Annotated in this window: 12 protein-coding genes; 2 read left to right on the forward strand and 10 right to left on the reverse strand. The window is 60.5% G+C overall.

Annotated elements, in window-relative coordinates; all coding sequences use genetic code 11:
- Window positions 1-121 precede the first annotated feature (121 nt).
- The 8 genes from J2Y90_RS20610 to J2Y90_RS20645 all read right to left on the reverse strand — a co-directional run bounded on the left by J2Y90_RS20610 (window position 122) and on the right by J2Y90_RS20645 (window position 6,861).
- Window positions 122-379: a hypothetical protein gene (locus J2Y90_RS20610; protein WP_039763921.1), complete on the reverse strand. Its 258-nt coding sequence runs from the start codon at window positions 377-379 to the stop codon at window positions 122-124.
- Complete coding sequence (locus tag J2Y90_RS20615) at window positions 376-588, reverse strand: hypothetical protein (RefSeq protein WP_253502491.1); 213 nt, start codon at window positions 586-588, stop codon at window positions 376-378. The genes J2Y90_RS20610 and J2Y90_RS20615 overlap by 4 nt, the downstream gene beginning before the upstream one ends.
- Before the next feature lie 251 nt (window positions 589-839).
- On the reverse strand, window positions 840-1,019 hold the full coding sequence (locus tag J2Y90_RS20620) for a hypothetical protein (RefSeq protein WP_016775003.1): 180 nt from the start codon (window positions 1,017-1,019) through the stop codon (window positions 840-842).
- A 156-nt stretch (window positions 1,020-1,175) separates the two neighbouring features.
- The gene (locus tag J2Y90_RS20625; RefSeq protein WP_253502494.1) at window positions 1,176-2,351 is read right to left on the reverse strand and encodes a lactonase family protein; all 1,176 of its coding nucleotides are present in this window, start codon (window positions 2,349-2,351) and stop codon (window positions 1,176-1,178) included.
- On the reverse strand, window positions 2,338-2,649 hold the full coding sequence (locus J2Y90_RS20630; RefSeq protein WP_253502497.1) for a DUF5629 family protein: 312 nt from the start codon (window positions 2,647-2,649) through the stop codon (window positions 2,338-2,340). The genes J2Y90_RS20625 and J2Y90_RS20630 overlap by 14 nt, the downstream gene beginning before the upstream one ends.
- Window positions 2,650-2,811: 162 nt before the next feature.
- Window positions 2,812-4,392 (reverse strand): aldehyde dehydrogenase (NADP(+)), encoded by a 1,581-nt coding sequence (locus J2Y90_RS20635; RefSeq protein WP_253502500.1) that lies wholly within the window; start codon window positions 4,390-4,392, stop codon window positions 2,812-2,814.
- Between the two features lie 9 nt (window positions 4,393-4,401).
- Complete coding sequence (gene araD1 / locus J2Y90_RS20640) at window positions 4,402-5,394, reverse strand: AraD1 family protein (RefSeq protein ID WP_253502502.1); 993 nt, start codon at window positions 5,392-5,394, stop codon at window positions 4,402-4,404.
- A gap of 144 nt (window positions 5,395-5,538) precedes the next feature.
- Window positions 5,539-6,861 (reverse strand): MFS transporter, encoded by a 1,323-nt coding sequence (locus J2Y90_RS20645; protein ID WP_065616194.1) that lies wholly within the window; start codon window positions 6,859-6,861, stop codon window positions 5,539-5,541.
- Between the two features lie 192 nt (window positions 6,862-7,053).
- Between J2Y90_RS20645 and J2Y90_RS20650 the strand changes: the two genes are divergently transcribed.
- Together J2Y90_RS20650 and J2Y90_RS20655 are read left to right on the forward strand one after the other, a co-directional pair.
- Window positions 7,054-8,790: an IlvD/Edd family dehydratase gene (locus tag J2Y90_RS20650; RefSeq protein ID WP_150635083.1), complete on the forward strand. Its 1,737-nt coding sequence runs from the start codon at window positions 7,054-7,056 to the stop codon at window positions 8,788-8,790.
- Between the two features lie 186 nt (window positions 8,791-8,976).
- Window positions 8,977-9,696, forward strand: a complete 720-nt coding sequence (locus J2Y90_RS20655) for a FadR/GntR family transcriptional regulator (RefSeq protein WP_024013185.1) — start codon at window positions 8,977-8,979, stop codon at window positions 9,694-9,696.
- Window positions 9,697-10,018: 322 nt separating this feature from the next.
- Here the strand turns inward: J2Y90_RS20655 and J2Y90_RS20660 are convergent, their stop codons facing one another.
- Both J2Y90_RS20660 and J2Y90_RS20665 read right to left on the reverse strand, forming a co-directional pair.
- Window positions 10,019-12,403 (reverse strand): efflux RND transporter permease subunit, encoded by a 2,385-nt coding sequence (locus J2Y90_RS20660; protein WP_137214977.1) that lies wholly within the window; start codon window positions 12,401-12,403, stop codon window positions 10,019-10,021.
- On the reverse strand, window positions 12,400-13,443 hold the full coding sequence (locus tag J2Y90_RS20665; RefSeq protein WP_253502505.1) for a WD40/YVTN/BNR-like repeat-containing protein: 1,044 nt from the start codon (window positions 13,441-13,443) through the stop codon (window positions 12,400-12,402). Before J2Y90_RS20665 ends, J2Y90_RS20660 begins: the two co-directional genes overlap by 4 nt.
- Window positions 13,444-13,704 lie beyond the last annotated feature (261 nt).

Below are 13,704 nucleotides of genomic sequence, written 5' to 3' on the forward strand. Positions count from 1 at the left end.
TCTCTCCCTCTTGATCGTTCCCACGCTCCGCGTGGGAATGCAGCCGGGGACGCTCTGCGTCCCATTGGAACGCGGAGCGTCCCTTGAGGCATTCCCACGCAGAGCGTGGGAACGATCTTCGTCAGGCCAAGGCGTTGCACATGCCCAGTGCCATGCAATCCACTTCAAACGGTCCGAGAAAATCCACCGCGACCTTGACCGGTGGATTGCCGGCCATCAGCCCCAGCGTGTTGGCGCGTTCAATGTTGTGGGCGATGTTGTGGTTGGCCTCTATGGCCCGGGCCAAGCCGCCCACCGAGCCTTGGCCAAATCCCAACAGTGAGGCGCCGTTGGTCATCAGCGCGAGGCTGGCGATGACCCAGAGTCTGTAGCCTTTCATGCGCCGCCGCCCCCTGCGAGTTCGGCCCTGTCGACCATCGCGCTTTGCGAGCGCAGTTCGAACTGGATGCCAGGGTGGGCGACGTCGATCGGGGCTTCGAAGCTGTGTTCCATCTGCGCGCCGATGCTGACGAACAGCACCACGGCCAGGTAAAGACCGATGGCCAGATAGGCGCCGCGTTTGGCGGAAGTGAGGATTGCGCTGGCCATGGTGTTCTCCGTGGACAAAGGTTTCGATTGCCACAGAATCAATCAAAAAAGCCGGGGTAACCACTCAGGGTTTGCAATGGTGAACATCAGCTTCGTTGATTATTTAGCCGCTCTATTTGCCCGCTTGAAGAAACCTATGAGTGGAGAACGCGCACGCGCGTAGGAGCTGCCGAAGGCTGCGATCTTTTGACGTTGAAGATCAAGAGATCGCAGCCTTCGGCAGCTCCTACAAGGGAGTTGTGTCGATGCGCTCAGGCTTGGGTTTTGTGATCCAGCGCGGCGTAGAAGTTGGCGCTTTGTTGCAGGTATTTCTGGGTGTAGCTCTGGGTGTGGGATTTTTTGCTGGCGATTTCGACGTTGGCACCGGCTGGCAATACCACGGTGGCAGAAATGGCGGAGGCGGCAATAACGGAGAAGAGATTGAAGTTCATGGCGATAACCCTCGTGTTCGTTTGCTTGGTTTGCCCGGTCGGGCTGTGAAACAAACGTAACGCTCGAGGGTTGCCTCCTTGAAATCTTTTGTAGCATTAGCCGTTATCAGTGCAATTAATACAACGATGCAGGCCCCGCAGACCGGGGCCTGTGGCTTATTGTCGCACTAGAAATTTCAGATCGCTTGGCGCGTCGATCGGCAGTTTTTGCACGGTTTTGCCCAGCAGACCGGTCTTGGCATCGCGTTCGACAACGACAATCTGGTTGCTCTTCTGGTTGGCAATCAAGACGAATTTACCGCTCGGATCGAGGGCAAACTCGCGCGGGTGATCACCCTCGACCGAGCGTTTTTGCAGCTCTTTGAGCTGACCGGTCGCCGGATCAATGCCGAACACTACGAGCTGATTGGCCGTGCCACGGTTGCTCACGTAGAGAAACTTGCCATCAGCTGAAGCATGCAGCGCCGCGCCGGCCCTGTCCGAGGTTGCCTGGCCCGCCGCCAGATCGACCAATTGCGTCTGGGTCAGCACGCCGTCGTTGTAGTCGAACACCGCAACCTGCGCGCTCATCTCCATGGTCAGCCAGGCGTGTTTGCCATCGGCGCTGAACAGCAGATGACGCGGGCCACTGCCGGCCGGCAAGGCTACCGAAGCGGTTTTCGCCGGAGTCAGCGGCAGGTGCGGGTTGGCCTTCGGATCGTACTGATAGATGAAAACCTTGTCCGCGCCCAAGTCGTTGGAGAACACGTAGCGACCGTCCGGTGAGGACACCGTCGAGTGCACGTGGTTGGAAGCCTGGCGCTCAGGATTGACCCGACTAGCCGGGTGCCCGCTCATCTGCACCACCGGTTTCAGCTGACCATCGGCATCGACCGGCAATACCGCCAGGGTGCCGCCCGGATCTTCCATTACCGAATAATTGCTGACGAACAGATGCTTGGCATCAGCGCTGAGGCTGGAATGGGTCGGCTCATTGCCCAGGCTCTGCACCTGATTGATCAGGCTCAGCGCATGGGTTTTCGGGTCAATGGCGTAGCTGCTGACGCGACCGACCGGGTCAGTCTGGCCCGGGCCGTTTTCATTGACCACGAACAGGCGTTTCTGGTCTTTCGAGAGCGTCAGCCACGATGGGTTTTCAGTCTTGACCACTTGCAGCGGCTTGGCGTCGATCTGGCCGGTGGCGCTGTCGAACTGCATGCGATAGATGCCCTGACTGGAGCCGGCGGTGTAAGAGCCGACCAGCAACTGCAAGGTCTCGGCGCTGGCGCTGGAGAGTCCCATCGCGCCGACGCTGCCGGCCATCAGCAAAGGCCAGAAGTTACGCATTTTCATTATTGTCTTCCTCATCGTCGCTGCTGCTGACTACGTCGCCGAGACACACCAGCCGATGCTCGCCCGTGGTCTTGGTGTCGCTGGCGTAACCGATGATCAGCCAGCTCTGCAGCGTCTCATCGAACGTCGCGGCCGCGACCTGCGCCGGGGTGAATTCCCAATGCTTGGCTTCACGGCCATCAATGCATTCGATGTGCAGGTTATCGTCCTCGTCGAGGGCGAATTCGAAGGCGTGCAGGCCATCGATTTCGACCATACCGCAGTGTTCGAGGGCGTTGAGAAGGGTTTGGGCAGTCATGGCAAACAGTCTTTCTAGGGGGAAAGGGCCAATGATAGCTTATGGCGCCCTGCCCCTTGTGTAGGAGCTGCCGCAGGCTGCGATCTTTTGATCTTGTTTTCAAAAGCAAAATCAAAAGATCGCAGCCTTCGGCAGCTCCTACACAGGGGATTGCGGTGCTGCCTAGATCGCGTCACGCGATGGCTTGCCATCCACCAAACGCTGAATCCGCAGCGGGTTGGCGTTTTTCAGCGGTTCGGGCAGCAAGCTGTCCGGGTAGTTCTGGAAGCACACCGGGCGCAGGAAGCGATCGATCGCCAGCGTGCCCACCGAAGTGCCGCGCGCATCGGACGTCGCCGGGTACGGGCCGCCATGCACCATCGAATCGCACACTTCGACACCGGTCGGATAACCGTTGAGCAGGATGCGCCCGACTTTCTGTTCCAGCAGCGGCGTCAGCTCGGCGAATTGCTCGAAATCAGACGGCTCACCAATGATCGTCGCGGTCAATTGACCGTGCAGGCCATGCAGCGCCGCGCTCAGTTGCGCCTGATCGGCCACTTCGACGATCACCGTGGTCGGGCCGAACACTTCTTCCTGCAGCACTTCGTCACCGTTGATCAACAGGCTGACATCAGCCTTGAACAACTGCGGCTGCGCCTGATTGCCCTGCTGCGGATTACCGGCCAGATGCTCAATGCCGCTATGCGCCAGGAGCTTTTCCAGACCTTTGCCATAGCTGCCGAGGGTGCCGGCATTGAGCATGGTTTGCGCCGGTTGATCACCGATTGCAGCAGCGACCTGTTGGACAAACGCGCTGAACTGCGGCGAGCGGATACCGATCACCAGACCCGGGTTGGTACAGAACTGACCACAGCCCTGCACCACCGAAGCGGTGAGGTCACGCGCGACGGTTTCCGAACGCGTGGCAAGCGCTTGCGGCAGGACGATCACCGGGTTGATGCTCGACATTTCGGCAAACACCGGGATCGGTTGCGGACGTGCGGCAGCCATGTCGCACAGGGCGCGACCGCCCTTCAGCGAGCCAGTGAAACCAACCGCCTGAATCGCCGGATGCTTGACCAGCCATTCGCCGACGCCGCCCCCGTAGATCATGTTGAACACGCCGGCGGGCATGCCGGTTTTTTCCGCCGCGCGAACGATCGCATCGGCGACCAGTTCAGCGGTGGCCATATGGCCGCTGTGGGCCTTGAACACTACCGGGCAACCGGCGGCCAGCGCTGCTGCGGTATCGCCACCGGCAGTGGAGAACGCCAGCGGGAAGTTGCTCGCACCAAACACCGCGACCGGGCCGAGGCCGATGCGGTACTGACGCAGATCCGGACGTGGCAGCGGCTGACGATCCGGCAGTGCCAGATCGATCCGTGCGCCGTAGAAATCACCGCGACGCAGGACTTTGGCGAACAGGCGCATCTGGCCGCTGGTGCGACCGCGCTCGCCCTGAATGCGCCCGGCTGGCAGCGCGGTTTCGCGGCAGACTACGGCAACGAAATCGTCGCCAAGCGCATCGAGTTCATCGGCGACCGCGTCGAGGAATTGCGCGCGACGTTCGGCGCTGAGGCTGCGATAGGTCGGGTAAGCCGCAGCGGCGGCTTTGGCGGCGGCGTCGACTTCGTCCGCCGTGGCCTGAATGAAATCGTGCGGCAGGGCCTCGCCAGTGCTGGCGTCGACCGAGTGCAGTTTGACGCTGCCGGCGGCGCTGCGCTGACCGCCGATGTAGTTGTGACCGAGAATCTGAGTCATGGGATCTCCTTAAAGGGTGCCGATGCTGTCCGGTTCAAAAGCTGCTTTGACCGGTGCGATACCGTTGACCAGCGGAGCGCCGAAGTCGGCCTGGCTGATCTCGAACGTGTCGCCCGGCTGGGTGCGGATGCCGTCGGCAAACGACAGGGTCGCAGTGCCGAAAAAGTGAATGTGCACGTCGCCCGGACGCAGGAACTGACTGTATTTGAAGTGGTGGTATTCGAGGTTCGCCAGGCTGTGGCACATATTGGCCTCGCCGCTGAGGAACTCGTTCTGCCAGAGCACTTCGCCGTCACGCAGGATTCGGCTGGTGCCGGCAAGGTGTTGAGGCAATTCACCGGTACGAAGTTCCGGGCCATAACTGCAACTGCGCAATTTCGAGTGCGCGAGGTAGAGGTAATTCTTGCGTTCCATGACGTGGTCGGAGAACTCGTTACCGACCGCAAAACCGAGGCGATACGGCTTGCCGTCGTTGCCGATGACGTACAGGCCGGCCATCTCCGGCTCTTCGCCAGCGTCTTCGGCGAACGGCGGCAGCGGGAACGCCTGCCCCGGACGCACGACAATGCTGCCGTCGCCCTTGTAGAACCACTCCGGTTGCACACCGGCCTGCCCCGCCGCAGGTTTACCGCCCTCCACGCCCCATTTGAAGATGCGCATGGTGTCGGTCATCGCCGCTTCATCACCGGCCTGCTGGTGCATCTTGTCGCGGGCCGAAGCGCTGCCCAAGTGGGTCAGCCCGGTTCCGCTGACCAGCATGTGCGCCGGGTCCGGGTGATCCAGTGGCGGCAGGATGCGCAGGTCTTTGAGCAACTGCGCGTAGTCGTGACTGGCGCCGAGGCCGAGGGTCTGCACTTGCTGCTCAAGGGAGCCGCCGGCCTCGATCGCGGCCAGGGCCAGATCACGGACACTGCGGGCGTCCTCGACTTCGCGGAGCTGACCGTTGTCGACCACGCCGACCCGGCGCTCGCCGTTGGGTAATTCGAATTGAACCAGATGCATGTTCTTCTCCTTTTCTCAAAAACACTGCCGATCCCTTGTAGGAGTGAGCCTGCTCGCGATAGCGGTGTGTCAGTTGGCAAATTTTTTCGCTGATACAACGCCATCGCGAGCAGGCTCACTCCTACAGGGGAAGGTGCCAGCCAGTCAGGTTCGGGTCGCGCCACGGGCGCTTGCTGCGAATTGCTCGACGGGCAGCACATGCTTGCGTTCCAGCACGCGATAAACGATGCCGGTCAGAATCAGCCCGAACACCATCACGCCCGAGAGGAAGTACAACCCCGAAGCCAGATTGCCGGTGTATTCCTTCAACGCGCCGATCACGAACGGCCCGATGTAACCACCGAGGTTGCCGACCGAGTTGATCAAGGCAATCCCCGCCGCTGCGCTGGCACCGGCGAAGAAGCGCCCGGGCAGAGTCCAGAAAACGGCTGTGCACGAGAACAGCGCAAACGCCACGAGACACAGCGCCGCCAGTTGCGCCACCGGCATCGACAGCCAGGCACTGAGGAACAGGCCCAGCGCACCGAGTACATAGAGCACCGCCAGGTGGCCGTAGCGATCATTCAAGCGGTCGGAGCTGCGCGGAATGATCAGCAGGCCAATGATCCCGAAAATGTACGGCACCGAAGAAACGAAACCGGTGACCAGGTCGCTGCCGCCGAACTGTTTGATCAGCGTCGGCAGCCACAGGCCGAGGCCATAAATGCTCAGGGTCACTGGCAGATAGAACAGCGCCAGCAGCAACACGCGTTTGTCTTTCAGCGCGTGCAGCGGATTGCCGTGACGGGTCTGGCCGTACTCCTGCAGATCCTTTTTCAGTTCGCCGGTCAGCCAGTCTTTTTCCGCCTGATCCATCCATTTCACTTGCTGCGGACCGTCCGGCAGCCAGCGCAGCACCGGCCAGGTCAGCAGGATGGCCGGGGTGCCGATGACGATGAACAGCCACTGCCAGCCGTGCAGACCGAGGATGCCATCCATGCCCAGCAAGCCACCGGACACGGGACCGGTGATCATCATCGCGATCGGTTGCGACAGGATGAACAGGCCGAGGATCTTGCCGCGATGGCGCACCGGGAACCATTGGGTGATGTAGTACAGCACACCGGGGAAGAAGCCCGCTTCGGCCGCGCCGAGCAGAAAGCGCATCACGTAGAAGCTGTGCGGTCCTTGCACAAAGGCCATGCCGATGGTGATCGCGCCCCAGGTAATCATGATCCGCGCGAACCAGCGCCGTGCGCCGAAGCGTTCGAGCATCAGGTTGCTGGGGATTTCGAGAAGAAAGTAGCCGATGAAAAACAGCCCGGCACCGAGGCCATAGGCGGCGTCGCCGATGCCGATGTCGGCGCCCATGTGCAGCTTGGCGAAGCCGACGGCGGAGCGATCCACATAGGCGATCAGGTACAGCAGGATCAGGAAGGGAATCAGTTTCAGTGTGATGCGCCGGACAAGCCGCAATTCCTGGCTCATGAGATCGGTCTCCGATTGTTGTTTTTATAGAACCTCGGGGGACGCCTCTCGCCAAAACAACCAGGGCCATCCCTCCGTCGAAAACGACTATATAGTAATACTAATTACCCAACAACACTTCCAAAGCGCGGATTTTGCGCTTAGATTAAGCGTCAGCTCGCAAACAATAGTCTTACAATAAGAGAATCGATCATGTCTGATAAGAAACCCACCCTGCGCTCCGCCCAATGGTTTGGCACGGCCGACAAGAACGGCTTCATGTACCGCAGCTGGATGAAGAATCAGGGCATCGCCGACCATCAGTTCCATGGCAAGCCGATCATCGGCATCTGCAACACCTGGTCGGAACTGACTCCGTGCAACGCGCACTTCCGCCAGATCGCGGAGCACGTCAAACGCGGGGTGATCGAGGCCGGTGGTTTTCCGGTGGAATTCCCGGTGTTCTCCAACGGCGAATCGAACCTGCGCCCCACCGCCATGCTTACCCGCAACCTGGCGAGCATGGACGTTGAAGAAGCGATTCGCGGCAACCCGATCGACGGCGTCGTGCTGCTCACCGGTTGCGACAAAACCACCCCGGCGCTGTTGATGGGCGCGGCCAGTTGCGACGTGCCGGCCATCGTCGTCACCGGCGGGCCGATGCTTAACGGCAAGCACAAGGGCAAGGACATCGGTTCCGGCACTGTCGTGTGGCAGCTCAGCGAACAGGTCAAGGCCGGCACCATCACCATCGATGACTTCCTCGCGGCCGAGGGCGGCATGTCGCGTTCGGCGGGCACCTGCAACACCATGGGCACCGCGTCGACCATGGCCTGCATGGCTGAAGCACTGGGCACTTCGCTGCCGCACAACGCCGCGATCCCCGCAGTAGATGCACGGCGTTACGTGCTGGCGCACATGTCCGGCATGCGTGCGGTAGAGATGGTTCGCGAAGATTTGAAACTGTCGAAGATCCTCACCAAGGAAGCCTTCGAGAACGCCATTCGCGTCAACGCCGCCATCGGTGGTTCGACCAACGCCGTGATTCACTTGAAAGCCATCGCCGGGCGCATCGGCGTCGAGCTGGATCTGGATGACTGGACCCGCATCGGTCGCGGCATGCCAACCATCGTCGACCTGCAACCGTCCGGGCGTTTCCTGATGGAAGAGTTCTACTACGCCGGTGGCTTGCCAGCGGTGCTGCGTCGCCTCGGCGAAGCCAATCTGATCCCCAATCCGAATGCCTTGACGGTCAACGGCAAATCCATCGGCGAGAACACCAAGGACGCGCCGATCTATGGCGAAGACCAAGTGATCCGCACCCTCGACAATCCGATTCGCGCTGACGGTGGCATCTGTGTGTTGCGCGGCAATCTGGCACCGTTGGGTGCGGTGCTCAAGCCGTCCGCCGCTAGCGCTGAACTGATGCAGCATCGCGGCCGCGCCGTGGTGTTCGAGAACTTCGACATGTACAAGGCGCGGATCAACGATCCGGAGCTGGACGTCGATAAGGATTCGATTCTGGTGATGAAGAACTGCGGGCCGAAGGGTTATCCGGGCATGGCCGAAGTCGGCAACATGGGCTTGCCGGCCAAACTGTTGGCGCAAGGCGTGACCGACATGGTGCGGATTTCTGATGCACGCATGAGCGGCACGGCGTATGGCACGGTGGTTCTGCACGTCGCCCCGGAAGCCGCAGCTGGCGGGCCTTTGGCGGCGGTGCAGGAAGGCGACTGGATCGAGCTCGATTGCGCCAGCGGCCGTCTGCATCTGGACATTCCCGACGCTGAACTGGCGGCGCGCATGGCGGATCTGCAAGCGCCTCAACAATTGCTGGTGGGTGGTTATCGTCAGCTGTACATCGACCACGTGCTGCAGGCGGATCAGGGTTGCGACTTTGACTTCCTCGTCGGCTGCCGCGGCGCTGAAGTCCCGCGCCACTCTCACTAACAGCGCAATTCCCCTGTGGGAGCGAGCCTGCTCGCGAAGAGGGAGTGTCAGTCGACATCTATTTGACTGATATACCGCCTTCGCGAGCAGGCTCGCTCCCACATTTGGTTTTGTGTCTGCCTCAAGATTGTCCGGTGCCTGCTATGATGCGCGGCATCTCCATCGCTCAGGATCGCGCCACTCCCCATGGATTACCGCAAACCTTCCGACCGTAAAAGCATGCACTCGCGCATCGTCCAGGAACTGGGCATGCAGATCGTCTCCGGACGCTTTTTGCCCGACGACAAACTGCCCGCCGAAGCCCTGCTTTGCGAGGAGTATGCGGTCAGTCGGCCGGTGTTGCGCGAAGCCACGCGGGTGCTGGTGGCCAAGGGGCTGGTGTATTCCAAGCCTCGCGTCGGCACGGTGGTGAAGGCCCGCCGCGAATGGCACATGCTCGATCCGGACGTGCTGCACTGGCTGATGCAGAGCAGCCCGCAGAATGAATTCTTCAACGTGCTGACCAGCGTGCGCAGCATCATCGAACCGGCCGCCGCCGCCCTCGCCGCCCAGCATGCGACGGATGCCGACATCGCCGCGATCAACGAAGCCTACCAACGCATGGAAGCCGCACCGACCCCGGAAGCGCTGTTGCAGCCGGACCTGGATTTCCATAGCCGGATTGCCGATGCGACGCACAATGACCTGTTGGCGAACCTGTGCAACATGTTGGCGGTGGCGATTGCCGAGGCGTTGAAGCATTCGAATCAGCGGCCGAATCTGCATGAATTGGCGTTGCCGAGGCACAAGGCGATTCTGACTGCCATCGAGAATCGTGATGCCTTGGGTGCCCGGCATGCGACGCTGGTGCAGCTGGATGATGCACGCAGTGCATTGAGTGTGGTGCTGGGTGCTGAACTGTCTTAACGCTTGAGACCGCTTGCCCTCACCCTAGCCCTCTCCCAGAGGTAGAGGGGACCGATTGGGGGATATTCGAGATCTACACCGACTTGAACGATTTGCTTTGAATCCATAATCGACTCGGTATCTCCCAGGTCGAACGCTTTGCTTTGAATCCATAATCGACTTGGTTTCTCCCAGGTCGGTGTATGGTGAAAGACACCACGGTCAGTCCCCTCTCCCTCCGGGAGAGGGCTAGGGTGAGGGGCTCTTGATCTTGACCTTGATCTTTGTCCACAAAAAAGCCGCAACCCTCAAGGTTGCGGCTTTGTCATTTCAGCCTTTCAGATCAATGGGCAAACAACGAATTGCCCTTCTGCCCCGCCAGTTTCTCCGGCTTGATCAGGAACTTGGCCAACGCCGGCAGCAGCCACAGCGCGCCGAACATGTTCCACAGCAGCATGAAGGTCAGCATCAGGCCCATGTCGGCCTGGAACTTGATCGCCGAGAAGATCCACGTGCACACGCCGATCGCCAGGCACAAACCGGTGAACAGCACCGCCTTACCGGTGGATTTCAGGGTCTGGTAATAGGCTTCCTGCAACGGCAGCCCCGCACGCAGGAAACTTTCCAGGCGGCTGTAGATGTAGATGCCGTAGTCCACGCCAATCCCCACACCCAGCGCCACCACCGGCAAGGTTGCGACTTTCACGCCGATGCCCATGAACGCCATCAGCGCGTTGCCGAGCACCGAGGTGAGCACCAGCGGCAGGACGATGCACAGGGTTGCCGCCCATGAACGGAAGGTGATCATGCACATCACCGCCACGCAGATGTACACCAGAATGAGGATGGTCAGCTCAGCCTGTTTGATCACTTCGTTGGTGGCCGCTTCGATCCCGGCGTTACCGGCGGCGAGGATGAATTCCAGGCCGTCCTTGTTGTTTTCCTTGGCGAATTCCTGCACCGCACTCACCGCACGGTCGAGGGTTTCGGCCTTGTGGTCGTTGAGGAACACCAGCACCGGTGCCAGCGAGCAACTGTTGTTGTACAGGCCGTCGGCGCGGGCGATCGAGTTGTTCAGCACATCGGGGTTGCGCGACAGGGTTTCCCATTTCAGGTTGCCCTCGTTCATGCCCTTGATCATCTGCTTGGACACGGTCACCAGCGAGATCGCCGACTGCACGCCCTCGGTGTTCTGCATCTTCCACATCAGCTGATCGATCGGCGCCATGGCTTCGTAGCGCGAGCAGCCTTCGGCCTTGGTCTTGACCATCACCACCAGCACGTCGGAGCTGGTCGAATAGTTGCTGATGATGAAGTTGTTGTCCTTGTTGTAGCGCGAGTCCGGACGCAGTTCCGGCGCGCCCTGGTCGAGGTCGCCGATTTTCAGGTTCTGGCTGTACCAGAGGCCGCCACCGAAGGCGATCAGCGCCAGCGCCACCGAGATCGGCGCAACTTTCGGGCTGGCGAAGTTCGACAGCAGGCGCCAGAACGGGTGCTCGCGGTTGGCGTCCTTCTTGCTCTTGGCAATCGCACGCTTGCTGATGCCGACATAGGAAATCGCCACCGGCAGCAGGATCAGGTTGGTGAACACGATCACCGCAACGCCGATGGACGCGCCAATGGCCAGTTCACGGATCACGCCGATGTCGATGATCAGCAGGGTGATGAAGCCCACCGCATCGGCCAGAATCGCGATCATCCCCGGCAGGAACAGCTGCCGGAAGGTGCGTCGTGCAGCGGTCAGGGCGTTATCGGCCTCGCTGGATTGCAGGGCGATACCGTTGATTTTCTGCACGCCGTGGGAAATGCCAATGGCGAAAATCAGGAACGGCACCAGCATCGAATACGGATCGAGTCCGAAGCCGAAGAAGTGCATCAACCCTAGTTGCCAGACCACCGCCACCAGCGTCGTACTCAACACGGCGATGGTGCTGCGCAGGCAGTTGGTGAACCACAGCAGCAGAATCAGGGTGATGACGAAGGCGACACCGAAGAACAGCACCACCATCACCAGACCGTCGATCAGGTCGCCGACCTTCTTGGCGAAACCGACGATATGGATCTTGATGTTGGGGTTTTGCGCTTCGAACTTGTTGCGGATCTTGTCTTCGAGCTCATGGGAGAACTGGCGATAGTCCAGCGCCAGCAGCTTGCCCTGATCCTGTGGGTCCGGGTACGCCTCCAGCAGCGGGATGTCGACGATGCTCGACTTGAAATCGTTGGCCACCAGACGCCCGACCTGACCGGACTTGAGCACGTTGTTGCGCAGCAGGTCGAGGCTGTCCTGGGAGCCGTTATAGCTCTGCGGAATCACCTCACCGCCAGCGAAACCCTCTTCGGTCACTTCGGTCCAGCGTACGCTCGGGCTCCACAGCGATTTGAGGCCGGAACGATCGACGCCGGAAATGTAGAACACTTCGTCGTTGATCTGGCGCAGGGTCTCCATGTATTCCTTGGAGAAGATGTCGCCGTCGGTGGCTTCCACCGAAATGCGCACCGTGTTGCCGAGGTTCGCCAGATCGTTGCGGTGTTCCATCATCTTTTCGATGAAGGGATGCTGCAGCGGGATCATTTTTTCGAAACTGGTCGACGGCCGGATCAGCGTGGCCTGCCAGAACAGAAAAATGCTCACCACCAGGCAGATCAGAATCACGGCCGGGCGGTTGTTGAAGATCAGGCGCTCGAGAACCGTCGCCTTTTCCTGCTGAGGAGTGATCAAGGAAGTCATAGCCCCGCCTTCTTGTTATTGGTCTCGGCACCGTTTGGCAGGGTGACATGCAAACCACCCTGCCCGGTCAGAATCAGGTTGCCGTTGCCGGCGGCGGTGACCGACGACAGCGAAATGCGATCCGGGCGGTTGAACACGCTGAAGGTTTCGCCATTGTCACTGCTGCTGATCACCGAACCGCCGTTGCCGACGATGACGATCGAGCCGTCCTCCAGCAGCGTGCCGCCGGACAGTCCGAACTCCAGCGTACCGCGGGCGGCTTTCAGTTCGACTTGTTCCCAGTTACTGCCGAAATCGGTGGAACGGTAGAGATTGCCGCGCAAGCCGTAAGCCAGCAGGGTCTGCGGCTGCGCCGTGCCGATCACGCCGAACAGCGAGCCTTCGTACGGGCCTTCGAGTTTTTCCCAGGTCTGGCCGTCATCGGCGGAGCGGAACATGCTGCCGGACTCGCCGACGATGAACAGCCCGGCGTCTTTCACGGCGGCAATGGCGTTGAGGTGGAACTGGTCTTCGTTGTCGAGGCGATCGCTGACGTCTTCCCAGTGTTTGCCGCCGTCGATGGTTTCCAGCAGCGTGCCGTAGGCGCCCACGGCGAAGCCGCTGCTGGCGTCCTTGAACCAGACGTCGAGCAGCGGCGATTCGCGGGCGAGGTCTTCGAATTGCTTGGTCCAGGTCAGACCGCCGTCTGTGCTGGCGAGGATCTGTGCGTCGTGGCCGACCGCCCAACCGTTTTTGTCGTCGACGAAATACACGGCGGTAAGCAACTGGCGAGTCGGCACCTTGGCCTGGGTCCAGGTTTTGCCCTGGTCGTCGGAATAGACGATGTGGCCGCGATCACCAACTGCGACCAGGCGCGCGCCGGCGTGGACGACATCGAGAATCAGGCTTTTCGCGGCCTTGGCCGATTCGGTGGCATAGACCACGTCAGCCAGGGCTTCGGCGGCAAATACCGGTGCCGATAACGTGGCAAAGCCCAGCAGTGAGAGTGCTGTGGCCAGCAACGCGGTGTTGCGTAACGCCGGCGGGCGGCAACGACTCATAGACCTTCCCCTATTTATTATTGTTGGGCCATCGGGCCTTCAAGGGCGCCGCAAGGGTGCTCGACTACTGGCAGTTCAGAAGCATCCTCCTGAAACCCGCAATCCAGAGCCCCTTCGGAAGCTGGCTCATCCTATCGGGCTTTGCAAATGTCTGACAATCGGCGCCACGTTATCTTTTGTTAACCGCATTGCCGCTGATTTCCCCTTGTAGGAGCTGTCGAGTGAAACGAGGCTGCGATCTTTTGATTTTGTATTGAAAGA

This window comes from Pseudomonas koreensis, assembly GCF_024169245.1.
Classification (GTDB): domain Bacteria; phylum Pseudomonadota; class Gammaproteobacteria; order Pseudomonadales; family Pseudomonadaceae; genus Aquipseudomonas; species Aquipseudomonas koreensis_F.

What these genes read in the sequence shown, in the direction of transcription:
- J2Y90_RS20610 (WP_039763921.1), bottom strand. Translation starts at nt 379, where the DNA reads ATGAAAGGCTACAGACTCTGGGTCATCGCCAGCCTCGCGCTGATGACC.
- J2Y90_RS20615 (WP_253502491.1), bottom strand. Translation starts at nt 588, where the DNA reads ATGGCCAGCGCAATCCTCACTTCCGCCAAACGCGGCGCCTATCTGGCC.
- J2Y90_RS20620 (WP_016775003.1), bottom strand. Translation starts at nt 1,019, where the DNA reads ATGAACTTCAATCTCTTCTCCGTTATTGCCGCCTCCGCCATTTCTGCC.
- J2Y90_RS20625 (WP_253502494.1), bottom strand. Translation starts at nt 2,351, where the DNA reads ATGAAAATGCGTAACTTCTGGCCTTTGCTGATGGCCGGCAGCGTCGGC.
- J2Y90_RS20630 (WP_253502497.1), bottom strand. Translation starts at nt 2,649, where the DNA reads ATGACTGCCCAAACCCTTCTCAACGCCCTCGAACACTGCGGTATGGTC.
- J2Y90_RS20635 (WP_253502500.1), bottom strand. Translation starts at nt 4,392, where the DNA reads ATGACTCAGATTCTCGGTCACAACTACATCGGCGGTCAGCGCAGCGCC.
- araD1 (WP_253502502.1), bottom strand. Translation starts at nt 5,394, where the DNA reads ATGCATCTGGTTCAATTCGAATTACCCAACGGCGAGCGCCGGGTCGGC.
- J2Y90_RS20645 (WP_065616194.1), bottom strand. Translation starts at nt 6,861, where the DNA reads ATGAGCCAGGAATTGCGGCTTGTCCGGCGCATCACACTGAAACTGATT.
- J2Y90_RS20650 (WP_150635083.1), top strand. Translation starts at nt 7,054, where the DNA reads ATGTCTGATAAGAAACCCACCCTGCGCTCCGCCCAATGGTTTGGCACG.
- J2Y90_RS20655 (WP_024013185.1), top strand. Translation starts at nt 8,977, where the DNA reads ATGGATTACCGCAAACCTTCCGACCGTAAAAGCATGCACTCGCGCATC.
- J2Y90_RS20660 (WP_137214977.1), bottom strand. Translation starts at nt 12,403, where the DNA reads ATGACTTCCTTGATCACTCCTCAGCAGGAAAAGGCGACGGTTCTCGAG.
- J2Y90_RS20665 (WP_253502505.1), bottom strand. Translation starts at nt 13,443, where the DNA reads ATGAGTCGTTGCCGCCCGCCGGCGTTACGCAACACCGCGTTGCTGGCC.